Here is a 25,566-nt window from a genome sequence, read left to right on the forward strand (position 1 = left end):
ATTATCAAACTAATGGAGCTAAGGATGAACTCAGCAGTACAGCATGACCATAATTTTATCGGTCATAATCATCAGGGAGAAAGGCGTACGTTTTATGTCCTGCTTTTAACTCTGGTGACAATGGTTGTCGAAATTGTCGCGGGCACCGTGTATGGATCGATGGCGCTACTTGCAGATGGCTGGCATATGGGAACCCATGCTGCTGCGTTTTGTATCACGCTATTTGCTTATCGCTACGCGAGAAAGCATGAGAATTCCGGAAAGTTTAGCTTTGGTACAGGAAAGATCAGTGTTCTTGGTGGCTACACAAGTGCCATTGCGTTAGGGATTGTGGCGCTATTGATGCTGGTGGAGTCTGTTCACCGTTTGCTATCCCCACAAGCGATTCAGTTTAATGAGGCGATTATTGTTGCCTTTATTGGTTTGACCGTGAACGTGGTGAGTATTTTCCTGCTTGGTGAGCACAGTCATGATCACCACCACTCTCACAGCAATCATGAACATGAACATATCCATGAACATCACCATCATGATCATAATTTGCGTGCGGCTTACATGCACGTTATGGCCGATGCCTTGACGTCGATCTTAGCAATCGTCGCACTCTTGTTTGCCAAATTTTATGGCTGGAACTGGCTTGATGCCGTTATGGGGATCGTGGGGGCGATGGTTATCTCTAAATGGACCTACAACTTGATGAAACAAACGAGTCCAATCTTGCTAGATGAAAGTATCGAACAAGCCTATCGCAACCAAGTCATCAAGGTATTAGCTGACAGTGCAGATGTCGTAGACCTACATATCTGGAAAATCAGCAGTGATCACTATGCTGCTGCGATTACTTTGCAGACGAGTTCCGATCTTACTATGAGCGACTTCAAGGAAAAATTGAGTCAGTTTGATAAGATAAGCCATCTCACATTAGAGCTTAATTACACATAATGGATACGATCAATCAACTCAACCAATTGCTCACCGAGTTTTATGACAAGATGTCGTCTTGGGAGCAGTCGGTGGTTAAAGAGACTGGTTATTCACTGGCACAAGTTCACACCATTGAAGTATTGGGTGTACATGGCGCGATGCGAATGAAGGAGCTTGCCGAGAAGCTAGGCATCACAACGGGCACATTGACGGTTCAGGTGGAAAAGCTAGTGAGCAGTCAGTTACTAGAAAGACTGCCTGATCCAAGTGATCGCAGAGCGATTGTGGTGGCACTGACCGAAGAGGGGAAAGCAATCCATAAGCGGCACAATTTGTTGCATCTCAACTTAGTTAAAGATCTCACTACTGATGTTCACTCTGACCATCAACAGGTTCTGATTAACTGTCTCAAGAAAATGAACCAAGGATTTTAGGTTTAACCATTCTAATGTGGATATTCGTAAAAAGGAGAGCTAAATTTTTCGGCTGCACAGCTTCAAGAGTTTAGCTCTCCTGTTTTGATTGTTTGTATTAGGTCTATTTCCAACTTAATACATTTACTTCGTTATTCTCACTCGGTTTCGCGGGGATGTTGAAAGATAGCACCAATGACATACCCGCCATCGCAGCACCTGCCAAGAAGACAAACGACGGGGATGTGAGCCAAATTATGCCAAACGCAGCAGGGATCACTACCGCCGCAATATGGTTAATTGTAAAACTAACCCCTGCTGTTGAGGCCATATCGGCAGGGTCAGCAATTTTTTGAAAGTAGGTCTTGATGGCTAAAGCGAGAGCAAAAAATAGATGGTCGATAATGTATAACGCCGCAGCCCATTCCGCTGTCTGCACGAAGGCGTAGCCAACAAATACACCAATAAGTCCGATGTATTCAAAAATGAGCGCTTTTCTTTCTCCAACTTGGCCGATAAATCGCCCAATCTTTTTGGCGAAAAGGAAGTTAAAAAGGTAGTTCACTAGGAACAACAGGGTGACATCTGCCGCCGAGTATCCAAACTTCTCAACTAGTAAGAACCCTGCGAATACAGTAAATATCTGACGACGCGCACCACTCATAAAGGTTAGTGCGTAATACAACCAATAGCGCTTGCGAAGCACCAGCTTGGTTGTTTGCTGTGTGTGCGATTCGAACATTGGGAATGCAAACGCGATCCACACCAGTAGGATAAAGCCGATACCACCAAACAGTAAGTACACCCACTTATAATCGAGTTTAAAGTACTCTAGACATAGCCACAGTGTTCCATAGGTAAACAATGAGGCGAGTGCGCCAACTGAGATGAGTTTACCGAGCATCTCAGGCGCTTCGTCTTTCATCTAACCATTGGAGCGACAATGATTGTTTGAGAGTTTCGAAATAGTGAAAGCCAACAGACATCAGTAACGTGGTAAGCATTAAACCGACAAAACTAGGGAAGAATCCGGTGGCAGCGACACCAATGGTTAGCATGGCTAAAGAGAGCAACATGAAGCGCTGTTCACGCACGAATGCTAAAAGGAAGATAGCGGTAAATGCGAGAAAACCTGGAATTTCACGCACGCTTTGTAAAAGACCAATATCGGCGCCATCGAAGTTGGCTTTTTCGATCACAAAATTATTGAGTAACGCCATCCAGCTAGAGAAGGCTATCGGCACGATGATCGAGACGATAATGAGAAAGTTGTGGGGCGTTTTCCATGATTGTGACTTATTGAGCATACCTTTGCTCCGTTTACGGCTTAAACCTCTAATCTAGCCTCAATTGATACGTTCAGCCAATATCAAATGGCGCTATTGCTGATAGGTCAATGCATAAGCGCAACATATCTTTATGTTGAATACCGTCTTCCCAGATTTCATCAGAGTAGTTACGCAAAAAATAATCTTTATCGATGCTCTCAATACGGAAGCCAAGTTTTTGATAGAACGCCAGTTGATAGCCAAAGGTTCTGGTTCCGAGCACGACACTTTCCACGGCGTCGAGTTTGAGGCTATTTAGAGTAAATTTCATTAGCTCAGATCCAATGCCATTGCCTTGAAGGTGTGGAGCAACCGAAACGTTGAAGATTTCTTGATGGCCTTGAATATTTTCAGCGAGAACCACCGCACCGACTATCTGCTGATTTAACTCACAGATGAAGCATTGAGCTTCTGGGGTTAGGTACTTGGTTATGGCCTCAAGGCTTGGGTCAGCTTCAAGCAGAAGTTGCTCTGGAAGCTCAGAATGAGGCGCGACACGAAAAGTGAGAGCCTGTTGGTTAAAGTGTTGGTTTTTCATTGGTGTCGTGAAAGGTCAAATCAGCGCCACAATGATATGCAGCGCTGTGAATCCAAAAGTATTCTTATACTTCTTTCATTGCTGAAACAACTGAAGGGTCATTTAGTAGGTTAAATAGCAGGCTTTTCGCCGACGAACGCTGTGAATCTGAAAGCACTTTTTTCGGGTTTTCACGAGTTTGCGTCAGAATGTTTTTAACAAAACGGCTATTCGTGCCTGACAGCTCATAAACAAAGCGCAGTGTATCAAGAAGCTCACCTTGTGGCAGGCTGTAAACCGCCATTTCACAGCTCAGCTTGTCCATTGCAAGAAAGTCATTCACGACAACTTTGCGTTCTTGTTTAAACTTCTCTTGTGCATCGTATGAATCGATTAAGGCTTGTACTCTGTCTGCAATAGCCACCGGCACTTCCATTGTTCTTGTTTCGCGAGTCATGACAGATTCTCCTGCTTTTCGATAGTTTTTCTGCTTTGTGTCTGAATACTAACAGCTATTGAAACAGAAGACACAACGAAAGGGAGGAAATGTGGCTGTTCGGTGATTTATAGGGCAGGTAGTAACGAAACATAAACCGGGAAAACTATCGCAACAACCCAAACCAATTGACGATGGTCAGTACGAGGGGGCCAAAAGGGGATTCAGTTTTAACTAAAGCAACTTTCATTAAGCATAGTAGCCAGTGTTCTTATGACTTAACGTCCATCATTCATTCTTCCAAGTCTTGTATCGGTTACGCACAGGAGATGTCGATGTTTGATTATGTCGCTGAAACGGGTGACTACATTTGGATGCAAAACAAAGGTGGTGTGAATATGCTGCTACACCCTGCAGGTTCTGGGTGTGTGGCTACTTTTACGTATGATCAGAAGGCTTAATAGCAGGCTATTCCAATGAACTACCAATTACGCAATTTTTAATAAGAGTTAAACCTGATACCCTGATTGCGTTTTGAGCAAGTAACAAAGCAAAAACGCCTCATTTAAAGAGAGGCGTTTATCTCGATGTTGAACCTATCGATTTTTTTCTTTTATAAAGAAGGTCTTTTCATTAAAACCAAACTTCCAGTTGAGAGAGACGTTAAGACGGTGCATTGTGAGTTCGCCCGTTGAGCCTTTGCCTAGTTTAGGGACGATCGCATAGCCGAAATCGACTCCCAGTTTCGAAGAAAGAGCATATGAACCACCCAGTTCACCAATGAAAGAAAATCCATCAGATGAGCGGCTGTCACTGAAATGCGGATCCGCTGGGTAGTGTTTATCGAGGTCCCACTTAGCAAGGCCAAAACGACTATATACTCCCCAGCGTGAGTTGAGCTCGTGTGTATAACGCCCAGTCAGCTCCCATTGGTTGTAGGAGAGTTCGATATTGTGGAAGTCAAACTTGGCCTTTGTCAGATAGTTGAACTCCAGCCCCCAGCTAGGTGCGAGCTCCATCCCAAACATAAGGTTCATACTTGGTTCTATTGGGTCCTTACTAGCACGGTCATCACTAGGAAGTAGATAGTTTGCACCTACGGACACATAGTATTGATTAGGGAATACCAAATAGTATGCTTCGGATCGCTCCGTTGTGTCCGTTTGTGAAACTTCCAATTCACTATTTGATTCGTTTTGTGCCATAGCCATATTAGTGAAAATAATTCCAATCAGGCAAAGGAGTGATACCAGTTTATTCATGCTCATCATTTACTCCACCAACTCAGGATATAATTGAACATTCGGCTCAATTACATGAATATTGACGGACGTTTCATGAATTTGAAGATCTGGAGCAATGTAGGAGAAACGAACATCCACATCAGTTGTTGTTGGTGCGATCCCCTTAAGCATATGTCGGTCGTTGCTATATTCATACTCAAGGTAAGGCGATTCTTCTAAACCATCAAAGGAGACTAGTAAACGCGTTGCCCCTAATGGATGAGAATCAAAACCATCATTATATTCTGCCAGGATGTTAAAGGTTTCTGCATTGCCAACTTCTATCTGATTATTTAGACCTTCCAAACGAATGCCTGTAATTTCGAACTGCTCAACATTGACGGTAATCGATGGGCTTTTAAAGTCTTCATAGTGCGCTTGAATATTGGCAACCCCTTCAAGTGAGCCAGCCTTGATATAGAAACTACTGCCGCTAATGAAAGCGCGTGCAACATGGTCATCAGTACTGCTCAATCGGGAGCCATTGGTTATATTGATGGGTGTGTCGCTGTTATCGCTGTAATACGCTAAAACCTGATAGTTTTCTTTGCTACGTTGTTCCGTTGGAAGTGTCAGTTTGGATGAGTCATTAAACTCAATCGATACAATATCGTAAGGTAATACTTCAACTCTAACTGAGCCACTAATTTGGGACGAGATCGATGCCTCTATGTTTGTAGTACCCGCTGAGTGAGCGACAATTTCACCCACGCTGTTCACCGTTGCAACGTCAGGATTACTACTTTTCCAAAACACCAACTCGGTGACATCTTCTTCACTTAGCTGCTCTTTCAAAAGCACTGTGGCTTTAGATTGAGCACTCTGCTTTTTGTAGAGCTTGTCATTGTTAACTGATACAGAAAACTCAGAGAATGGGGTATCTTCTGAAATAAATAACCATTCTGTTGCGACAACACTGTTGGTGTGTTGTATTGCAAGCGGATGGTCAGCAGTCACCTCTACAATAGCTTCGCCAACATCTGTTGATGTAAAACCAGGGAACCGACCTTCACATTCTGGGATATTGGAATCGGCATTACAGATCACGACCGAGTTAGCGCCTTGTGTGATCTCGTTGCTCCAGTGCGTACCGTAAGTCACGTCCTGCTCAAACACTCGTCCTTGGTAAGAAAATTCAACAAAGGCTCGATAGTGAAATTCAGTTTCTTCCTTTACGTGGTAAACGCCGGGCTGAACGCGAAAGGCGAGGCTTTCGTTATCTGGTGCGATAATCGTGACTTCAATATGGTCACTGGTGTAAGCATCCAAGTATGTGGCGTATATGTTCGTTTCAGTAGCGCCTTCTTGGCTGATGAAAGTACCGTTATCCTTAATGACGGTATTTGAATTGGTACTGTACCACTCGACTTGGTTAGTCACATCGATTTGTTGGCCTGACTTGTTGTCAACATAAACCGCAGTAAAATAACCTTCTATACCCTGAGTTAGAGTGTTGTTCATTCCTTCAATAGGATTCACTAACGTAACCTTAAGCTCTCGCTCGTTAACCCCAGCGCCAGAGTTGTCATTGCAACCCACGAGGGTTAGCATCACGATCGACAGTGCTGCGATCGTTCTTAATATTACAGTATTCATTGTTGCTCTTGTTCTTGTTTAAATTCACTAAAGTGAGAAATTACGAATGCCGTGGCATAGTCAGAATGTTGGTTGATTTCATTGACAATCTTTTGGGTCTGTTCGGGTTCTAGCGGGCCAATTAAGACGCGGAAAATACCTGAAGATCGAATCACGGAAGTTTGGCTCGGGAAGTAATGGTTGACATCGTTGACTACCTTTTCGGCAGTGATGCGATCTTCGGTTGCAAATACCTGAACATACAAGGCCTCTTCAAGCACTATCGGAGACAACGAAGTGCTAGCGATAGTCTCCGGCTCGTCGTTGGTATTCAGTTGTTCCACGTTTTCTTCAGTGATTGGTTCTTCGTTACGTTGCGCTGAAACTGGCTCGTCGTTATTCATGTCCGACGTATCTTCTTTGGCTGATAGTTCAGCCACACCTTGCGACCGATGAAGTTCTATGGGTTTGTCATAAGGCCTGACTTGAACACAGCCAGAAAGTAAGCTAGTTAAAGTTAAGGCGAGTAGTAATTGGGGTGGGTTGAGCATTCGAATAAGTACTTTGGTTTATTTGTTAGGTTGATTAGATTTGCTTAATTGGAGCGTCTTTCCCATCAATGCTGCGTTGTGCAACATCAATAAGAGTTCGGAGAGCTTAAGTTAACGGTGGGACTGCTTGATGTACTTCTCTAACGTGTCTGTAATGGTGCCACCGACATACCCTACAAAGGCACATACGCCAATGTAGGGCAATATCCGATACATAATGCTGAAGAAGTGCATCAATCCTAAATCGCTGGTAGCCTGCATCATTCTTGAATTTAGCGTGATGTAGATACATATCACGTACAATGAGATTGTGACGCTCAAAATGACTAAGCTATCTCGCTTCATCTCGCATCTCCTCAGCAAACCGGTGAGTTGAATACACGACTTTGGTATCGAAACTAAGTTGTGGAGCAACGTTAGTGAAACGAATTCGTACAAGTCTGTGATTATTAATAGTATTTTTACGCGCGCATTATTGACTATCGAAGAGTAATTAACAGGTCATTAAGTGACATTTTGGTACTGGTGTACTTATTTTTCGGAGGTTTTAGATACAGTAAACATGATAATTTTCTGTATTGCCGCCAGAGATGATAGTAAATCAATTTTACGTTAATAAAGGGCCAACAGTTTTCAGAGTTTCTCTATATCAATCAGATCCATACTGTAACCAATGGTAGCAAGTTCGTTATCGATGGTTTCTGCTTTGATGGTGCCTGTTACTGCAACACCAGCCCACAGCTCTTGAGCAGCGATACCTTTTTCCGATTTCACATAGATCATTTGATTTGGTGGGGGAGGTGGAACATGGATACAAGCTCCAATAAAGGGCACCAATAGGAATTCTCTTAATAGAGTGAAGTCACCTTCCAGTGGAATAATAAATCCTTGGATACGAATATTTGTATCGATTAAGTCTTCACGTGTTGAGCCAAATTTGATTTGTTTCGCAGCAAGATCGCTGTTGTGGTCAATCATCATCATCGAAGCACTTTGTGCTTCCATAATGAGGTTGTAGCGCTCATGCTCATGTTCTGGAATAAGTTCAGTCCATGTTAGGTCGGTCACTTGCGCAAACGCAAATAAGGGCAGAGAAAGCCAACTCAGTAGTATGACAGCAAGAAGCTTTAGACGATTTATTTTCATAAAATAGAACTCATTGAAAGGTGGAGCGAGTTCGCTCCACCTTGATAAGGTAAATAATTAGTTTGTATTGACGCTTAAGCCTTATTTATGATTTGACGTTGCATCACTAAAGTCGACTTTACCCTCAGAAAAAGAATACTTTTCAGCCCACTCTGTATCGCCTTCGTATTGATATTGTGACTTAACAGGTTGGTGGCGAATCGCTTGACCACCGCGAGCCTCCTTCAGCACTTCATCATCTTTTACCGTAATTTCGCCAGATACTAATACGGCGGTAAACCCTGTTGATGGCACTGGACCATTGGCATATGTCGAATTATCACGAACGTTTTCTGGGTCAAAAACAACGATGTCAGCGATCATACCTTCTTGCATACGACCACGTTGTTGCATTGCTTCAAGCCCTGTTAGGCCAAGGTGGTAAGCCGAGTTGTAAGAAAGAAGAGCCAATACATCCATAAGCGGAAGCTCTGCTTCACGAGCTAATCGTAACGTTGCTGAACGTGCGCCAGCGTTACGTGGGTGACCATTACTAATCTGATTCCATGGTGTATCCCAACTACCTTCAATCGGAGCCATTGGCATACCGTCACTTGCCATGGTTACCCCCTCTAGAGAGATCCAGCGAGCAATGTCAGCTTCCGGTGCTTTAAACAGCAGAATCTCAGTCGTTGGTGCTTCTTCTAATGTTTTTTGATATTTTTCAAGTGTGTAAAACTCATTCGCTTCTGGGTCGTACATAGTGTCTTCATATCGATTACCTAGTTTCTCTACCCAGTTTTCTGGACGAAGGAATACCGAATCAATTGTGGTTGCACCGGCATTATATGGGTAAACCTCACCCCAAATGTTCATGCCATTGTTACGCAGTTTTACAATCAGCTCTTGCGTGAGTTCCCAACCTGGATTATTGAAGTGTAAGATCGAAACAGGTGCTCCTAATGCTACAGCATTACCAATCACTTCCATTGCCCCTAAATTCTCAAAGGTGGCACCGTCTGGAGTAAATCGTGTATGAGCGCCTGTATGTCGACCATAGCTTGCGGCGACTTTCTGTAGCTCATACAGCTCCTTACTAGTTACTCCATCACGCATGTAGCCCAGTGTACTAGCAAAGTTGATACCACCAGCCATCATGCCTTTGTTTACCTCATCAGCGATTTGCTCTAACTGCTCTCGAGACGCAACACCTTCAGACCAGCCACGAGTCCCACCACGCGTTTTGAGTACAGAGATCGTGTCATAGAGCTCTTCGGCGCTGTGACCGTCCATCACAAGAGCACGCGCTAGTTCATGACTAACACCACAGCCATAGTTCATTTGAGTGACACCCTCGCGGTCTTGATACCACTTTTCAACGGCAGTGCCTGCGCAGCCTATTTCTAGATCCATAGCTGATGTCATACCATCACGTAGACCAAGTTTATAGCCAAGCTCTCGCGGCCAGTGCCAGTGTGTATCAATGAATCCCGGTGCAACGACTTTGCCTTTAGCATCAATGACTTTCTTACCTTGAATGTCGTCTTCTGTAATCGTTACGATTCGGTCATCAATGATGCCGACATTCGCGGTTTGGTCATAGCGTGTTTCAGGGTCCATAACTCGACCTTTTTCAATCACGACGTCATAAACTTGCGCAGAGGCCGCTGTGCTGACTAGGCAGGCAAGCGCAAAGCTAGCAGGGGAGAGGATATGTTTTACTTTCATCATTTAGACCTTATAAAAATGTTCAGAGCGGGCAAGTTGCTATCGAGTCAATGCCCAAGGTTTACTTTTATTGTGATCATTGCATGCACTGTTTGATGCTGTGAAACTCAATAAAGTGTAGCGCATACTTTTTCCGCGGCGATGATAGTCGTGATGGGTGTGGGTCAGTAGGTCAGTTTCCGCCAAGCAAAGTGATTAGTTAACTATGGCTTAGGTCGATATCTTCGATACTCGGGTGCGGTTTGCCCAGACCATCGTTTGAAAGCTCGATTAAAGTTAGAGACATCGTTGTAGCCGCACAGGTATGCAATCTCTTCGATCGAGAGAGTACTATTGCGCAACGAATGACAGGCACGACGATATCGAGCGTTGTTTCGCAGTGTCAGAAATGACGTATTATTTTTATGCAATTGGCGCTGCATTGTACGAGTTGATACACCGATAAGCTGGCAAAACCAGTCGATGTTAAACCAAGGGAGATGGGCGTAACTGTCCACGAGCTTAATCACAGTTGAGAACCAATCACTTGATTGCTGCGTGTTGTTGAGCACCTCAAAATCTTTGGTGAGTTCGATTTCAATAGCACCAAATTGTTCATTTAAAACAATCTGCTGTTTTGTATAACCTTTTGGCAAGTCGGGATGAATATGATCAAGTTGGACATGAATTTTGTTAGGTTGCCATTGCTGACCTAAGAAGCGTTTGCAGAATTCAATAAAGGCAAAGCAGCGAAACCACTCTGTCTGTTCAAAACCAATACTGTCACTTGAATAGGCAGAACGATAGCAAAGAAACCATACACCGTCGATTTTCTGTGTCCATACGGTCACGTGGCTGGATATCTGGGTCATGGCATTGATGAGCTTTGCAATCGCTTCTTCAAATGTCGATACCTTGTCTAACAGTTGCGGAAACAACTGATCAATGGATGATAACGTACCAGCATGCGCACCAATATTAAGCCCAGTGAGCGCACTCATTGAAGACAAGAACGCAAACACCTTGTAGCTAGGCACCCAACTCGGCGTATCGATAGCGGTAGAGGGAATATCGTGCTGCGCAGCGTGTTCTTGCCATGGAATGTTTTTCGATTCGAATAACTGAATAAATGGAAGTAAGTTCAATGTGTTACTTGTGTTAATCATAATTCAATTCGTGTTTGTATGTGTTTAAGAATTATAAACGGTCGACGATAAGACCAAATTATTAAGTTAGGAACTAGGTCATATGGTGACGACCGATAGCTGGCGCTAAGTGACCTATTTATACATTAGTGAATGTTTATACTCCTCCGCCTTCAATACTAATCCAAGAATCGCGATTAACATTTTTCGTTGAGGTAAATGTGAAAGCGAGCCGACGAGAAAAGATTTTATGCAAATTAAACACTCACTATTGGGACTGGCTGTCCTTACGTCTCCCGTTATCGTTATGGCTTCAAATACTGCCTTTTCTGTTGGAGGGACTATCCACACGGTTTTGATGCATGACTCAAACGTAGCTGGCGTTGGTGTAAACGTGCCAGCCAATGCGTTGTACAACAAAAGCAACCACTCTGATACCAAACTTGATGCCTCTTTATCGCAACTGCGTTTTGGTTCGAACACTGAGCTTTCTTCGGGCGATGGTTTGTCTACGAAAGTGGTAATGGATTTCAATAATGACAATAACAGTTCGATGTCTCCCCGCCTTAGAGAAGCTTACTTGCGATGGCAAACCCCAGCAGGTGACGTGACTGCAGGTCAAACGTGGTCAACATTTATGGACATGCGTAATTATCCTAAAACTCTAGTAGAGCCGACGTTAAGTGGCGTGGTGTTTAAGCGACAACCTCAAATCCGTTGGTCGAGTGATATAGGTCAGTGGAAGTATGAGTTAGCAATCGAAGAAGGCACCAATAGTGACATAGTTGATGCTGCTGAGAGTGAAGTAACAGGCAACAGTATTGATACCAGTGGCTCGCTTCCTGATTTCGTTGTGGCGTTAGAGTGGACGAACGAAAATGCTTGGGTGCGAGCGACTTCAGCTATGTCTAATGCGCGGCTTTATAACGACGGCGCCCATCAGAGTGTGTTTATTTATGGTGTACAGCTTTCGGGCGGGATTGACATCACTGAAAGAGATCGATTTACCTTACTGCTTAACCATGTTGAGGGTATGGAGCGTTACTTACTCGGCTTGTCGGGCATTGGGCCAACTTGGAATGCAAACCAAAGCCGCATAGAGCTTTACCGTACATCGAGTGTGATGAGCTCGATTACGCATGGCTGGAGTGACACAGTAAGCTCAACACTGGCCTATAGCTATGTTGAGCCAGAACAGCCTAGCGCTCTTCACGGCAGCGAAGCTTTTTCCTCGACCCAGTATGGCTACGTCAATGTGCTTTGGGATGCCGAAGAGAATTTGACGCTGGGCATCGAGTATCAATATGCGCAATTTGAGCGCACAACGAATAAAAGCGAAGACAATCACCGATTACTCGTAGGCGTTAAATGGACCTACTAACGACTCCAATTTTTACTATTTCATAGAATTAAAGAATGACTTATAAACTAGAAGCGAACCGAGCAAGCCTATTAATTTTGTGTGCAACGGTAGGATTTACCTCTGTTAATGTGCTGGCACAAAGTAATGACAATAGTGAGAAAAACCCAGAAGACCCAACGAAGATCATTACTAAATTGGGTGTGGGTTATTCAAACGAGAAACTCACACTGTCTGTAAATATTGGGTTAGATGATGTAAGGATGCTTAATGGTCGGATCAACGACGACGGTTCTGAGTGGAGCTTAGGCGGCTCTTGGTTATTTGATGCGGGCATTGTTAACTTTAATTTCCGAAAAACAACCTACGATGACGACTCAACCAACACATCTTATAACTTAGGTAGCTACTTTCCTTTAAGTGAATTTGGTTTCTCTCCATATGGTTGGATGCCGTTTATTACAGCCGGTTATAGCTACAATGATGGTGAGAAACTTGATGCAGATCAGTCAGTGTTACCAGAGGTCCCAGTCTATACACCGGTAACCAGTCATGCAGGGTATGTTGGCATGTTTGCTCTCAAACCTTGGTCAAAAAAGTGGACAACGATGGCCTTTGCCGGCACCACTCAAGGCAGCAGTGACTTATCAGTTTACTGGGGCGGGGCAGGGTTGAGCTACCGCTTAAGTGAACGAAGCTCTGTTAACGGTATAGGTATTTATTCAGATAGCTCAATTTATGGTGGTGATACTACATATAGTGTTAATTATCGTTATGAATGGAATTAAATCATTAATTGGAGCTAGATAAGTAGTTAGGGCTAAATTTATTTGCCTCTAACCTTAAAAATATTTTTTATTCACGAGGCGCAAAAATGCTTATGTGGTAATTGTGGAAGCCTTCCTTATTTAACTTAATAATCTGATTATTAACGCTATTATTGTTTTGTGGCTGGTGAATGCTGTGATTGTGATGCATAAACTAGACCTTAAGATAATATGTCTAATATCTGAGAATGATTAAGTTGTTGAATGTAATAGATCCTCAAAATTGAGATTTGTGATTTTGAGACTTTTGTCACGCTAAGAAGGCTGCATTTTAGACCTAATGTATTAGCGCAACTATATTTTGTCATTGTTGTTGGATGTCTGCTGTCAATAACAAAATAATACTTAATAACGTCAAGGCAGAAACTATGGATATAAAAAAAGTCGCACTGGCAGTGTCATTGTCAGTGATCGTCACAGCATGTGATGATGATTCAAGCACGTCTTCAAACAACGTAGATACTTTCAGTCTTTCTGGTAGTGTCATCGATGGATATATTTACAATGCACTAGTGTGGATCGATGCAAATCGAAATGGAGTCCTCGACGATTCTGACCCTCAAGCTTTTACTGACCACAACGGAGAATACAATCTAGAACTCACAGAAGAGCAGGCAAACAGTTTAGTCGGCCTCCCCATTTTAGCGAAACTAACCAATGAATCTGTTGATGTTGGGACTACAACGCCAGAATCAGTAGAAGCTCTTCAACAAATGATTGAAGATGGTGAGTTAGCTCCTCTTTTTACGGCCGACCAAACAGAACATTCAATTACCTTAAGTATGCCTCCTTTAGATCAAGACTCTTTAGATCAACTGATAAGCGGAGATCTTGAAGGGCAAGTGATTAACCCATTTACAACTCAAATCTATGAGGAAATTGAGGAGACGTTAGATGGGTTTGTTGGAGACAATCTTGATAGTGATGATCTGTCAGATCTTATCGCACAAATTTCCGCTTTAGTGGATAAGGCAGTGACGGAGCGTATTGAAACATTGAAATCAGAGCTTGAGTTGGAAGACGATAGTCTTAGTGATGATGAGATTGCTGCACTCCTCGAAGGTGACTTCATTGATGCCAACCATACGTTGACTAATAATTTGGTTTCGCTAGCAACCACTGTAGTCGAAAGCAAAAAGCAAGATGAAATCGTTGTACAGCAGATTGTCGCTGAATATCCAGAGGGTTCCACAGTCACTTATTCATCATTTTCCGGTACTGATACATTTACTCCAGACAATACAACATCCTCGATTACCGTGGATTATGCGGGATTCGATAAGGAAATCACCTCGGGTACGTCGATTAGTTTTGAAACCGAAGAAGATCAATATCGTGATGTTCAAGGCACGGCAACACTATACAGCCTTTTGCGAGAAAATGGTGTTGAAGATACAAGCACGGGGGCGTTCACCGCTACGATTCATTATGAATCTGACTTAAACCGTGACGGAACACTTAACTTTACTTCGTTTTTGTACGAAGTAGGAGTGGGCAGTATTGAGGACGGTGTAGAAACTTACTCGTTTACACGTTATATCGATGAGGACGACCCGTATTCAGCTGCAGGTGAATATGCGACTTGGAGTGAATCGAGTGGGCGCCAACTTGACTATGACACGGTTGATGAATTAATGGCTGCTATTGATGACGATGATTTATCGGGTGTTGATGTCTTGCAACGCATGACTGAGACAATGGGCGTTACTTCTGAATATGAGTTTTATACTCGAGAATTTACAGAGTATGACTTAGCCATGTCCGATCCTTTTGAGTATCCGACCTACCGTCAGGTATACCAATCATGGGATTATTATGATGGCTCTGAGAAAGAGGTGATCTCACATGATTGGGAGGCCGATGGTTCTTTTAATCAGATTGTTATCAATGAATATGACAGCGAGTTAGATATTGATTCAAGCTCATGGGCTCAAGCTATTTGGGGTGATTATTATGAGGGCTATACTCTAAACTATTGGCAAGAGTGGACTTTAACTGATTATCCGGATGAAGATGGCAATGAGGTATACACGAGTGCTGGCACTAAGTTTATCCTCAATGATGAGACTGGACTGAAGCAAACAGAAGGCTCGGATGAGGGATATGCATTCAACCGTTGGGATGAGCTAACGACGATGTATTCTGATTCAGATTCTCGAACTTTGGTTGAGTGGCAGCATTTTGAAGTGGAAGGTTATGACTTCACCTTTGACGGTGCTGGACAAAAGTACACCACGAACATTGATGGAGAGTCTTATTCCTACGCTGAATATTGGGGCCCATATATCGATGACTTACCGACGTTGGTAGATGGACTGCTCGAAGAACAACTCGATGAACAAGCGATTTGGTTAAGAGTAATTAATGAGGCATTAAGAGGTGCAAGAAACCTAGAGTCGTTTGAGAGCTGTGAAATATCACTTCAGGGTGATGATGCGACAGAAGCGGCGTTTAAATCTCATCTAGAGTCATGTGGTGGGACGCAAGCCTTTAGCTACGATGATCTTAATGACATTCTCATTGCTAGAAGAAAAAATAGTGGGACTGAAGTGCGGTTCTGGGATCTGTATGAAGGTGGTTATGCCGAGCGTATCAACTGGAGTGCGGATGAGGAAGAGTTCAGAGATTACTCATGGTCTATCAACAGCGATGGCCATTTGGTACTCACTAATGGAGACTTTACCCGCATTATAGCTGCCTATCATAAATTTACTGGTGACGAGGTGTATGGTGCGGCTGTGATCGTCTATGACTATGAAGAGGGTGTATTTACCGAAGTTTGGAATACCTACTTCATTGATATCACAGACGTATGGTTACCTTATGATGTGACAAGTAATTAACGTTATAGGATCAGAGTAAAATGGACTAATTTCATCCTGACCTTTTTTATCTAGTGAAAAGCACACAGAAAAAAACCGCCCTTAAATCGAAGGGCGGTACGTTACATAGACAGATTATATAAAAAGGTATTTCTATTACAACCAGTTGACTGGGAAGTGCCTTCGATTGCAATAGGTACCATCATAGAGGATAGAGTTAGGCTATAAAATGGGGATATGTTCATACGGCATAACTTCGTGTTACCACTTTACAATTCCCTTAGTTACGTTTAGTCCACCAACGAGAGTCGACCCTCCATAGTCTTTAGCAAGACGCAATAAGGTGCTGTGGAAGCCATTATTTGGGAAGGCCGCTTCCACCTTTTGTATCGTCTCTTTACTCAACCCCTTTCGAACCATCCCTTTCGAAGCGTCAATCCAGTCAGCTTTTCGGCACGCTTCAATCACCTTAGCGTTTGGACCTTTGTAGGGAGTGATTTTGTGATGCCAATGTATTTCACCACGCAATAACTCAGGATCAAGTCCCCAGTTAAACGACTCATTGTCAGCGAGCGCTACTGCTTCTGATGGCTCAAGATAGGCAAGCTCATTGTCTGTCCACAGCCCAATATCATGATAGACAAACGCAGTTTCGACAATTTGCTAAGACTCTTCTGCGTTACCAAGAAAGTACATCGCATAAGTGATGGTTCGATAGACGTGGTTTCGATACCCCTCATAGTCTTTACCAATCAGCTCTTGATAACGAACAAACAGCATTTCGACTCGTGGTCTTTCTAGTTTGATTTCGACTTCAGGCATGCTTCCCTCCATTAACTGCTCAAGAAGAATAAATCTAAGTGCATATTTTGGCTGTTATAAGCATAGAGCATGATACAGATAAGAGGATTGGTTAAGGTTCTATGTTTAAACGATTGAAGTTCATTGCTGTCTGCCTCGGTGATGACTCGTATGTATTGACAATGCGATTTATCCAAAGCGTCTCAAGAGTTACTTAGTAAAACGATCGCGAAGCTTCACATAAGCTTGGTTTGTTTCACTTAATAGAAGCAAAAACAGCAATCTAACAAACAAAGTCGTAGGTTGCTGTTGAGTTACTAAAACCTAGAGTTTACATACCTAACTCTGCTTTTAGCTCTTCCATTTGGCGACGTCTTTGCCAGAAGGCTTCAGCTTTTAATTCCGATTCCGTCATATTCGGTTTTCCGCCGATATAAGGAATGTTCATCTCAGCTTCTAGACTTGCAGCGGTAAAGGTGGTTGCAGAGGTTAACTTATCGATAATCGAGTTTTCAGCTTTACCGAGGGCGATTACTTCACCTGGATTAAACGTGCTGCCTTGCCAGATAACTAGCTCATCAAGTAAGGCTGCGTGCCCGTTATTATGACTTTGTGCGTGGTCGTTGTTGATTAGCCATGGCAGGCCCGTATGAATGGTGTCAGTGCGAGAGCCGGTGAGGTCAACGCTGCCATAGTGTAGGTCACCATTAGCATCGTAAACACCAAAGGTCATAACACCAAAGCCTTCACCATTAGACCATGGAAGCGTTTTATCTACGCTTGCAACTAATAAGTTCCATTTAAGCTCATCGCTATTTGTGGTTGGTGTATAAGGGAGTTGCACGAAACAGCAGCTGCCTTCGCCATCAACACCAACTTGCAGCTTCAGGCTGTCGTTAAGTTGAGCTAGGATCATACCGTTAGCTGACGATGCCCAACGTTTGTTGGTGATTACTGCTGGATCATAGGAAGTACCGTCGCCTACAAACCAAAGGGATAGGGTAAATTTATCGGTATTGGTCACAGTATCTTCAAGTAACAGATCATTGTTGAAGTTACGTACGTGGTATAAAGACTGACCATACTTACCCGGTCCATTAGAGATTTCGGGAGTACCAGTCGTTTTCAGGTTCTCACCGCCAGAAACTGCATTATCTGTTAGCTCATCATCAAACGCGTAGAGCGCGGTGATCGTATTGAACGGCAGGTCATCGTAATCGACATCTTCAATGATTGAGAAAGAGGCTGAGATAGATTTTGGAATCGAATTATTGATGAGGGTAAAAACAATTTGGTGGTGACCAGGCTCAAGGTGGTCTAAATTTGGTGTGAACGTGTAAAGCTCACCTTCAGCGGTATCCGTTAGTTGTTCAACTTCTTCGCCATTCACTAAAACTTGAACTGGAAGGTTGTTTGAAGGTGTAAACTGAAGCTCAATTTGATTCGATTCTTGCGATGTTTCCACAAAAAGACCTCTAACCCCAATCTCACCAATTAATGGTGTACCTTCGATTTCCCATTCAGGTTGAATTTCAACACTGTGCCATGTCAGCATGGTTGGAGTTACATCGGTTTGAGCAACATAGCGGTATATTCCATCTTTGTCACGGTTACCCACCGCGTGCAATGGAGAAGTAAACTGTTCATTTAACAGCTCTTCATGACTTGATGCCACCCAGATCTTTTTAGCATCGATATCTTGTGAGCCGTGGGCGCAATCGACCGAGCCATTGTCTTTTTGGCGGTTAAAACCATGGTCAGGTGCCACCATGACAAGCCACTCTTCATCAAACTCGGCTTCACGTTGCTCAACTGCATCTAACATGTAGCCAAAGATAGCATCGGCTTCTTCGATGGTTTTAACGTAATCATCTGACCATGCGCCACCACTGTTGCCATAGTTACAGTGCCCTGAGTAATCTACCATATCAATCGTTGTAAACAGTGAATCGTAATCGCCTGACAGGATTTTCTCTGCAACAACAGCGCTGTTTTCATGTTCTGCAGCGCGATCTGTACCTGTGCGAAACGCTTTCTTGTGTTCAATTTCACTAAGGTTGAAGTTTACGTAGTCAAAGATTGGCCAGTTTGGGTAGAGGCCGATTTGAAAGTCCTCCTTCTCGGCTTTGATATGCTCCCAAACTGTTTTAAAGCCGTCTTCACCTGACTTTTGGATAGTATGCCAACTGCCTGTCCAAAGCGTCGATTCACCCTCAACAGTGCTGGTACCTGATTGTGATAGAGTGCCTGAGATACCTCCGGTATACGCCTGCTGTATTGCCAGTTTGTCTAGGTTCGGTGTGTTGGCATTGAGTAAGGCTTCATAACGAGTCCCATCGATCATCACCAAAAGAGACTTTCGTTCTTTGATTGGGTCTGGTGTCACTTCGCCATCTGAAGAGCTATTACAGCCTGCTAAAGCTAATATGGCTGCGACGCCACTTGCACATTTCGTTAATTTAATCATTAGGTTAACTCCATCGTTAGTTGATGGGGTTAGGTTAGGTATGTGGCATTTCAAGTTTGTTTCACTGCTGGATAGGTTTTCTAACCCATTAAGGCAAGGATTATTGCTTGTGATCTAACCAAAATGACGGTAACGCTTTACAGGTAAGTTTTTGTAGATGGCTCGTAAAGAATATCTAACGCAAAGTTTTCGAGGTTCATGATTACTCTATGACTCATCAATGTTCACAGGAATTATGACGATGTCAGACAAGTACAGTTATTGGATCAACAATGCGTTAGAAAGTGATGAGCAAGTGGTTACATCTCTTGAGCAAGATAAAAAAGTCGATGTAGCGATTGTTGGTGGTGGCTATACCGGTTTATGGAGCGCAATTTTACTAAAGCAAAAGCAGCCGAATCTTCGTGTTGCGGTTATTGAGCGTGATATTTGTGGCTCTGGGGCGTCGGGGTTTAATGGTGGGTGTCTGCTGACGTGGGCAACCAAATACCCAACGTTGAAAAAGCTCTACGGGGAAAAAGAGGCAAGATGGTTAGTGCAAGAATCGGAGCAGGTGATTAGCGAAATTCAGACGTTCTGTGACGAGCATAAAATTGATGCGGAGCTGTTTACTAAGGGTACTTACTACACCTCAACCAACAGTGCTCAGCACGGCTCGATGACCCCTGTAGTGGACGAGCTGGAAAAGCAAGGAATCAACAGTTGGAGTGATGTCGATGCCAATACGATAGCAGAGAAAACGGGATCTTCGGTTCATCAGCAAGCTCTTTATTCACCGGCAGCAGGCAGTGTTCAGCCAGCGAAATTGGCGTTTGGGTTGAAAAGGGTAGCGATAGAACTAGGCGTAGAAGTATACGAAAAGACGGCAATGGAGAGGCTCGAGGAGACGACACCTGCCAAGTTAGTCACCACAAATGGTGTGATTGAGGCCAAGAAAGTGATCATGGCAACCAATGCTTGGATGATTGATCAATTTAAGGAGTTTAAGCGCTCAATTGTGGTGGTGTCATCAGACATGGTGCTGAGCAAGCAAATGCAGAAACGCCCAGAAAAAGGGGCAACCGTGGTAGATTCGCGTATTTTCGTACACTATTACCGAGATACCGCAGATGGTCGTATCATGCTCGGTAAAGGCGGGAATCGTTTCTCTTTTGGTAACAGAGTCGATCAAATGTTTCAGTCAGGAACACCTTACATTGAACTGTTGAAGAAAAGCTTTTGTTGGCTATTCCCTCATACCTCTGAGAAGGATATTGAGTATTCTTGGTCGGGTGGTTCAGATCGCTCCGTTACGGGTTTACCGTTTTTTGGTCATCTGCGTGGTCATTCACACATTGTTTATGGTTTGGGCTATTCAGGAAATGGTGTCGCACAAACTCGAATCGGCGCTAAGGTTCTAACGAGCTTAGTGTTAGAAGAAGATAACGAATACACCCAAAGTGGGTTGGCGAAAGGGCCAAGAGGCTATTTCCCGCCAGAGCCATTTCGATGGGTCGGAGCGATGGTAGTGCGCAATGCCGTGCGAAGAAAAGAAAATGCCGAGCAAGACGAGAAGCAACCAAACTTGATTGACAAATGGTTAGCCAAACTCGCAGGTCCAGCAGGTAAAGCTGACAAAGCTTAACTATGCGTTAAGTTGATCTGCGTATGTAATTAAGGGAACAAAGGTCAAGATTTTGGCCTTTGTTCATTGTTGTTTAACACAAGCCGAATAAAACGTTGTCACTTATCGAAACTAGAAGAATACGAATGAAGCTGAATAAACCGCCTAGTCCACATAACTCGCGACGACTCCCACCGTTTAAGGCTTTAAGGGCATTTGAGTCGGCTGCGCGTCATGAAAGTTTTTCAGAAGCAGCTTCAGAGTTGAATGTCAGTCGCGCTGCAGTCAGCCAGCAGATCAAACTATTAGAGAGCTACCTCGACGCTAAGCTGTTTGAGCGTGTGGGAACCAAATTGGAGCTTACTGAGCAAGCCAATAACTATTTGCCCCTGTTGACGGACATGTTCGATAACCTTTCTCAGGGAACGGATCATCTATTTGGCAGAAAGAAGCGCCAAACACTAACAATTCGGGTGGCACAGAGTTTTTGTCATACTTGGTTATTGCCAAGGTTGGCCGATTTTCACCGAGCACATCCAGATATTTCGATTCAGTTTTATTCTACAACCAACCTTTATCCAAGTAATAACAATGCCGTTGACCTTGAAATTGTCAATGGTTATGGCAACTGGCATGGCAGCGACTATGAGCCGCTAGGGGATTCGGAAGAGTGGTGTGTCGTAGCGAGTCCAGAATTTATGTGTCGCTACGACTTTACAGGCTCGATAGAGCAAATTGCACAGTTCCCCAAGATCGCCACTCTGGGTTATAGCGAGGGGTGGAGAGACTGGTTCAGTCTCCACGACAGCAGTATTTTGTTCTGTGATCCTCAAATGCAGTTTGATAGTACTCAGCTGTCTGTTGAAGCAGCAGTTCAGGGCTTAGGTATGCTCTTGGCCAAATCTGTACTAGTGGAAGACTCACTTAAGCAAGGGGCTTTGGTATTGGCGCACGAGAGAAAAATGGCGAGTCAAAGCCAGCACTACTTAATTAAGAACATCAGCCATCACAATGAGGCAAAGATCCAGTTGTTTGTTGATTGGTTGAGGCGTTGTGGGATGCTAGGAATAACGGGGTCAGATTAGAATGCGTCGATTTTGTTCTTAATCATGTTTATGAAAGCCCAGTAAACCTCATTATTACTTGTTAAAGTCATATAAAAGACAACTGGGCTCGTTTCAAAGTTTTGAGTTTATTGGTGAATGAGTTCGACACCATCGAGCTCAACAATAGCACGTGACATAGGCAATACCTGACCTTCTGATAATAGCGACTCGAACTTTTCATTTGGTAGTGTCACTGAATACGCGCAGCGATCTTCGATACATACCAATGCTTTATCACCAGAGCGACGAATATCGGTTACTTTCTGCGTCATCGCCATACCAGCAACGAGCTGCTCACCAGAAGGCGATACGTCAAACAGGGTAGCTGTACTTGGGTACAATACATCAATTTGCTCAACACTCTCATGTGGCGCAGATGTACAAGCACTCAAAACTAGTGCAGAAAAAGCGGATAACAGAAGGGTCTTGGTTTTCATAATGTTCCTTAGTAACTGAGTAGCAACGACATCCTACATCATAGGAAGAATTTCGCTACTTAGCCTCGGTTGGCTAGGCATTAAATGTCACCAAATGACCGATAAATATGCCAGAGTTAGAGTTATGTGGGATATTCAGATAAATGAAGCTCAGGATGCCAAATATTGCTAACACTTGATTAAGTAAGATAGGTAGGAGCAATTCATCACGATAGAAATCGCGAATGACATATAGCTAAAATTTCAATACTTAGGCTCATATACGAGCCTAAGTATTTTTGAAGGCTGATTACTTGCTGATAAGCGCGATTTCTACATCACGGTCAGCCACAAGCCACCAACGGTTTTCATAGTTACTGTCGTAACCAACGACTGGGTATGCTTCACAGCCTGCTTCACGCTCAGGTGCTGTGCCATTGGCAAAGTCTTCATTCCAAGCCATATCAAGCACACAGTTTTCAGGTGCGATAGCGTTCCATTCACCATTTATGTACTGACCAAGTGTCACGTAGTCAGCATCGATGGCATTGTCGGCGGTGAACTGCACACCATATTGGTCAGCCACAATCTCTTCTACATCCCAACCTTGAGTTGCAGTCGATGGTAGGAGAGTGTGCGGTGCTTTTGCTGTGCCATCAGGTTGAGAGCCAGGCAGGCCTTCCTCTTTAGTGATGTCTTTTAGGCCACCGTAGGCATTTTGATAGGTACCGCCATGGACTTGCATACCACTAACAATCAAGACATCTGAAGCTGTTGCTTGCTGTTTAGGCAGCCAGCTTAGTGTGACGTGCTTTTTCATATCGATGGTGGTTGCAGGAACAACAATGTTGCCTTTAAGCGCGCCAGTTTCATCCGTTTCTTGGTCACCATTGACGATACGGTTTTCGGCATTCAGGTTTGGATCCCACGCTTTGTTCTGAGTAAATAGGAACTGATAAGCAAGACGCGTCAAATCATTCATTGTCTCAGCACGCTTAAAGCCTTCATGGAAGCTCAATGAACGTTCGGTAGTATCAACACGGTTGAAGGTGTTGTTTGTGCCACCGACTAACTGAGCTTCAGAGCCATCTGTACCCACACAAGCTGCTGTTTTATATTCAACAATGTGGTTCAGAATAGGACGTTGACCCTCAGGAATTGAGTTAGGGTAGATCAGTGCTTCACAGCGGTCGAGTGTACGACTGAATGTATCCATCATTGACCATTGTGGGTCAGCTAGCTCTTTAGGGCCATCATCATTGTGCTTGATGGTGTGCGGCGCAGAATAAGCATGGTAGTCAACGCGGAGGTTATCAAACGTCAAGATTGCGGCATTCGCATCATAGTGCTCTGAACCGTCATTCATGGTATCCATTTTATGATGAATCACGTCTTGGATCAGTTCACGCTCACCGTAGCGGTACTCATAACCCTTGTATGAAGCGTTACCACTAACGATTTGTGTGTAAGAAGGCATACGGTAGTTGCCGCCACTTGGTGTAGACGCAAGAGTATCAACATTGCTGCGACCGCCTGGATCGTTCGAGCCGTAAGTACGCGCATGAATTTGTGAGCGCTGATACATGTGTTCATGGCCTTGTACCCAAATCACATCGTGCTCTGCGAAGGTTTCACGGATCTCTTTATGAATGTCGAATAGACGATTGTCATCTTTGACACCTTCAACAATTTGCTCACGCGTTTCACCGTATTTTGCACCGACAAGGCCATCGTGACTGGCAATGATAACGTGGTCAAAGTTGCCTTCTTCGTCTGCTAATACTTCTTGAATCCAACCAAAAGCGATAGGGAGGTTGTAGTAGGCGAGACCGATCATCAGGACATTTTCACGAACGATGTAGTAGTTCAGCCACTCAGCAGAAGGCATATGTTTAGCGTCTTCAGGAATGAAGTGACGCATGTTTTCGATCCACTCTACCGTGTATGCCCAGCTTGTCTCGTGGTTACCCATTACAGGTAAGAATTCAATGCCTGCATCGCGATATTTCTGCGCCACGCCTACCCATTGTTCCCACTCATGAGTAGAACCATTGTCCGTAAGATCACCCACAGGGATAACAACGTTGACCCCCTCTTCTTGGTGCTTAGCCATTACGGCTTCCATCGGGTGAACTGCCACATTCCAGCCACCACCTTGAGTATCAGGGAGTAAACCAACTTTTAGTGAGCCTACTGGCTGTGGTGTACCCGTATTGTCGTCAGAAGAATTTGAGCTGTTACAGCCAGCAAGAATTGCTGAGATGCCTAGTGCCAGCATCGAACGCTTTAAAGTACTGCTTTTCATAATTAAACCGTAATTATTGTATTGAAGATGAACATATATGACTTCAATGAGTCGTTTAACATATCTAATGTTGTCTAGATGAAAGGCAGGCTAGGGCTCGACTATGAAGTTAATGTTTCACTTTTGTTTGGTGTATACCATGGCGTGTATAGATGTGAAGTTGCTCCAACATGCCGTGCTTCACTTACATGACAAATACAATTAGTTGGAAACGAAAATTGGCGAGTTTGATTGCGATAGATACAAAAAAGCTCAGCCGAAGCTGAGCTAATGAAAAGTGACATTAAGTATTTTTAAATGGTTGGTGGTTCGCTATTAAACTCTTTTCGCGCTTCGAAACCGTTCATGAATTCACAACGATGCGTATAGGCTGAAACTAACATCGAAGGGAGTATCTTTTTCTCATAGCGTTTGTTAGCCCGTTTGATAAAGTGCATATACTGCTGGTGGGTCATTTGAATGATGTTAGCTTGCACCTCTTCCGGTACTGCGTATTCCTCCACCAATTCGGCATAGTTTTGTCTGTGAACATGCTGGCGGTCAAGTTCTAAGTATTGTGAGGCAGCAATGCAGGTTGCCTCTTCAGTCAAATCGAACATCATCTGCTCTGGAGAGGGCAGGTTAGGATTAGCGAGCGCCTGAGTGGTGATTAGCGCAAAGCAAAAAGCGGTGAGTTTTGTTTTCATAGTGAACAGCTAGATAAAATAAAGTGCTACGTTAGAGCGTGTTTATTCCACAAATATGACACTTAAAAGGCGAGCTTAGATTTCATATAGCTTTAGCGGCAAATCATGATCTCTGTTCAAACTCTGTTTGTAAAATGCCTGGGATTTCCTCATTCTTGGTGAGAATTGT

Annotated in this window: 22 protein-coding genes and 1 pseudogene; 8 read left to right on the forward strand and 15 right to left on the reverse strand. The window is 43.7% G+C overall.

Annotation, left to right across the window (positions count from 1 at the left end; translation table 11 throughout):
* The first annotated feature begins 24 nt into the window (after window positions 1–24).
* Together dmeF and QWZ05_RS00890 are read left to right on the forward strand one after the other, a co-directional pair.
* Window positions 25–942, forward strand: a complete 918-nt coding sequence (gene dmeF / locus QWZ05_RS00885; RefSeq protein WP_290295978.1) for a CDF family Co(II)/Ni(II) efflux transporter DmeF — start codon at window positions 25–27, stop codon at window positions 940–942.
* Complete coding sequence (locus tag QWZ05_RS00890) at window positions 942–1,358, forward strand: MarR family winged helix-turn-helix transcriptional regulator (RefSeq protein ID WP_290295980.1); 417 nt, start codon at window positions 942–944, stop codon at window positions 1,356–1,358. Before dmeF ends, QWZ05_RS00890 begins: the two co-directional genes overlap by 1 nt.
* 103 nt (window positions 1,359–1,461) lie before the next feature.
* On the opposite strand, the pseudogene QWZ05_RS00895 reads toward QWZ05_RS00890, so the two are convergent.
* The 3 genes and pseudogenes from QWZ05_RS00895 to QWZ05_RS00905 all read right to left on the reverse strand — a co-directional run bounded on the left by QWZ05_RS00895 (window position 1,462) and on the right by QWZ05_RS00905 (window position 3,639).
* Window positions 1,462–2,644, reverse strand: a pseudogene (locus QWZ05_RS00895) (MFS transporter).
* A 52-nt stretch (window positions 2,645–2,696) separates the two neighbouring features.
* Complete coding sequence (locus QWZ05_RS00900) at window positions 2,697–3,203, reverse strand: GNAT family N-acetyltransferase (protein WP_290295982.1); 507 nt, start codon at window positions 3,201–3,203, stop codon at window positions 2,697–2,699.
* Between the two features lie 64 nt (window positions 3,204–3,267).
* On the reverse strand, window positions 3,268–3,639 hold the full coding sequence (locus QWZ05_RS00905) for a hypothetical protein (protein WP_290295984.1): 372 nt from the start codon (window positions 3,637–3,639) through the stop codon (window positions 3,268–3,270).
* Between the two features lie 314 nt (window positions 3,640–3,953).
* Between QWZ05_RS00905 and QWZ05_RS00910 the strand changes: the two genes are divergently transcribed.
* Window positions 3,954–4,079, forward strand: coding sequence for a hypothetical protein (locus QWZ05_RS00910; protein WP_264875745.1), 126 nt, complete (start codon window positions 3,954–3,956; stop codon window positions 4,077–4,079).
* Between the two features lie 135 nt (window positions 4,080–4,214).
* On the opposite strand, the gene QWZ05_RS00915 is transcribed toward QWZ05_RS00910, so the two are convergent.
* The 7 genes from QWZ05_RS00915 to QWZ05_RS00945 all read right to left on the reverse strand — a co-directional run bounded on the left by QWZ05_RS00915 (window position 4,215) and on the right by QWZ05_RS00945 (window position 11,025).
* Complete coding sequence (locus tag QWZ05_RS00915) at window positions 4,215–4,880, reverse strand: porin family protein (protein WP_290295985.1); 666 nt, start codon at window positions 4,878–4,880, stop codon at window positions 4,215–4,217.
* A gap of 9 nt (window positions 4,881–4,889) precedes the next feature.
* Window positions 4,890–6,497, reverse strand: a complete 1,608-nt coding sequence (locus tag QWZ05_RS00920) for an Ig-like domain-containing protein (protein ID WP_290295986.1) — start codon at window positions 6,495–6,497, stop codon at window positions 4,890–4,892.
* Window positions 6,494–7,027 (reverse strand): hypothetical protein, encoded by a 534-nt coding sequence (locus QWZ05_RS00925; RefSeq protein ID WP_264875742.1) that lies wholly within the window; start codon window positions 7,025–7,027, stop codon window positions 6,494–6,496. Before QWZ05_RS00925 ends, QWZ05_RS00920 begins: the two co-directional genes overlap by 4 nt.
* A gap of 111 nt (window positions 7,028–7,138) precedes the next feature.
* A complete protein-coding gene (locus tag QWZ05_RS00930; RefSeq protein WP_290295987.1) occupies window positions 7,139–7,372 on the reverse strand; it encodes a hypothetical protein in 234 nt (77 codons plus the stop codon).
* Between the two features lie 288 nt (window positions 7,373–7,660).
* On the reverse strand, window positions 7,661–8,173 hold the full coding sequence (locus QWZ05_RS00935; protein WP_264875740.1) for a DUF3299 domain-containing protein: 513 nt from the start codon (window positions 8,171–8,173) through the stop codon (window positions 7,661–7,663).
* Between the two features lie 81 nt (window positions 8,174–8,254).
* Entirely contained in the window at window positions 8,255–9,880 is a 1,626-nt protein-coding gene (locus QWZ05_RS00940; RefSeq protein ID WP_264875739.1) for an amidohydrolase family protein, read from the reverse strand.
* A gap of 203 nt (window positions 9,881–10,083) precedes the next feature.
* Entirely contained in the window at window positions 10,084–11,025 is a 942-nt protein-coding gene (locus QWZ05_RS00945) for a helix-turn-helix domain-containing protein (RefSeq protein ID WP_290295990.1), read from the reverse strand.
* A gap of 229 nt (window positions 11,026–11,254) precedes the next feature.
* On the opposite strand from QWZ05_RS00945, the gene QWZ05_RS00950 reads away from it, so the two are divergent.
* The 3 genes from QWZ05_RS00950 (at window position 11,255) to QWZ05_RS00960 (ending at window position 16,034) form a co-directional block, all read left to right on the forward strand.
* The gene (locus tag QWZ05_RS00950) at window positions 11,255–12,385 is read left to right on the forward strand and encodes a DcaP family trimeric outer membrane transporter (protein ID WP_290295991.1); all 1,131 of its coding nucleotides are present in this window, start codon (window positions 11,255–11,257) and stop codon (window positions 12,383–12,385) included.
* 35 nt (window positions 12,386–12,420) lie between these two features.
* Window positions 12,421–13,152, forward strand: a complete 732-nt coding sequence (locus QWZ05_RS00955; protein ID WP_290295993.1) for a hypothetical protein — start codon at window positions 12,421–12,423, stop codon at window positions 13,150–13,152.
* A 407-nt stretch (window positions 13,153–13,559) separates the two neighbouring features.
* Entirely contained in the window at window positions 13,560–16,034 is a 2,475-nt protein-coding gene (locus QWZ05_RS00960) for a hypothetical protein (RefSeq protein ID WP_290295995.1), read from the forward strand.
* A 642-nt stretch (window positions 16,035–16,676) separates the two neighbouring features.
* On the opposite strand, the gene QWZ05_RS00965 is transcribed toward QWZ05_RS00960, so the two are convergent.
* Both QWZ05_RS00965 and QWZ05_RS00970 read right to left on the reverse strand, forming a co-directional pair.
* A complete protein-coding gene (locus QWZ05_RS00965) occupies window positions 16,677–16,835 on the reverse strand; it encodes a hypothetical protein (protein ID WP_290295996.1) in 159 nt (52 codons plus the stop codon).
* Window positions 16,836–17,145: 310 nt separating this feature from the next.
* Window positions 17,146–19,281: a hypothetical protein gene (locus QWZ05_RS00970; RefSeq protein ID WP_264875734.1), complete on the reverse strand. Its 2,136-nt coding sequence runs from the start codon at window positions 19,279–19,281 to the stop codon at window positions 17,146–17,148.
* Window positions 19,282–19,522: 241 nt separating this feature from the next.
* Between QWZ05_RS00970 and QWZ05_RS00975 the strand changes: the two genes are divergently transcribed.
* Together QWZ05_RS00975 and QWZ05_RS00980 are read left to right on the forward strand one after the other, a co-directional pair.
* On the forward strand, window positions 19,523–20,905 hold the full coding sequence (locus QWZ05_RS00975) for an FAD-dependent oxidoreductase (protein ID WP_290295997.1): 1,383 nt from the start codon (window positions 19,523–19,525) through the stop codon (window positions 20,903–20,905).
* 125 nt (window positions 20,906–21,030) lie between these two features.
* Window positions 21,031–21,969, forward strand: a complete 939-nt coding sequence (locus tag QWZ05_RS00980; protein WP_264875732.1) for a LysR substrate-binding domain-containing protein — start codon at window positions 21,031–21,033, stop codon at window positions 21,967–21,969.
* A 107-nt stretch (window positions 21,970–22,076) separates the two neighbouring features.
* Here the strand turns inward: QWZ05_RS00980 and QWZ05_RS00985 are convergent, their stop codons facing one another.
* From QWZ05_RS00985 to QWZ05_RS00995, 3 genes are all read right to left on the reverse strand, one after another.
* A complete protein-coding gene (locus tag QWZ05_RS00985; RefSeq protein ID WP_264875731.1) occupies window positions 22,077–22,427 on the reverse strand; it encodes a hypothetical protein in 351 nt (116 codons plus the stop codon).
* Between the two features lie 289 nt (window positions 22,428–22,716).
* A complete protein-coding gene (locus QWZ05_RS00990) occupies window positions 22,717–24,711 on the reverse strand; it encodes a metallophosphoesterase family protein (protein ID WP_264875730.1) in 1,995 nt (664 codons plus the stop codon).
* Between the two features lie 293 nt (window positions 24,712–25,004).
* Window positions 25,005–25,397, reverse strand: coding sequence for a hypothetical protein (locus tag QWZ05_RS00995; protein WP_290296000.1), 393 nt, complete (start codon window positions 25,395–25,397; stop codon window positions 25,005–25,007).
* Between the last annotated feature and the right edge of the window lie 169 nt (window positions 25,398–25,566).

The organism is Vibrio agarivorans (genome assembly GCF_030409635.1).
Taxonomy (GTDB): Bacteria; Pseudomonadota; Gammaproteobacteria; order Enterobacterales; family Vibrionaceae; genus Vibrio; species Vibrio agarivorans.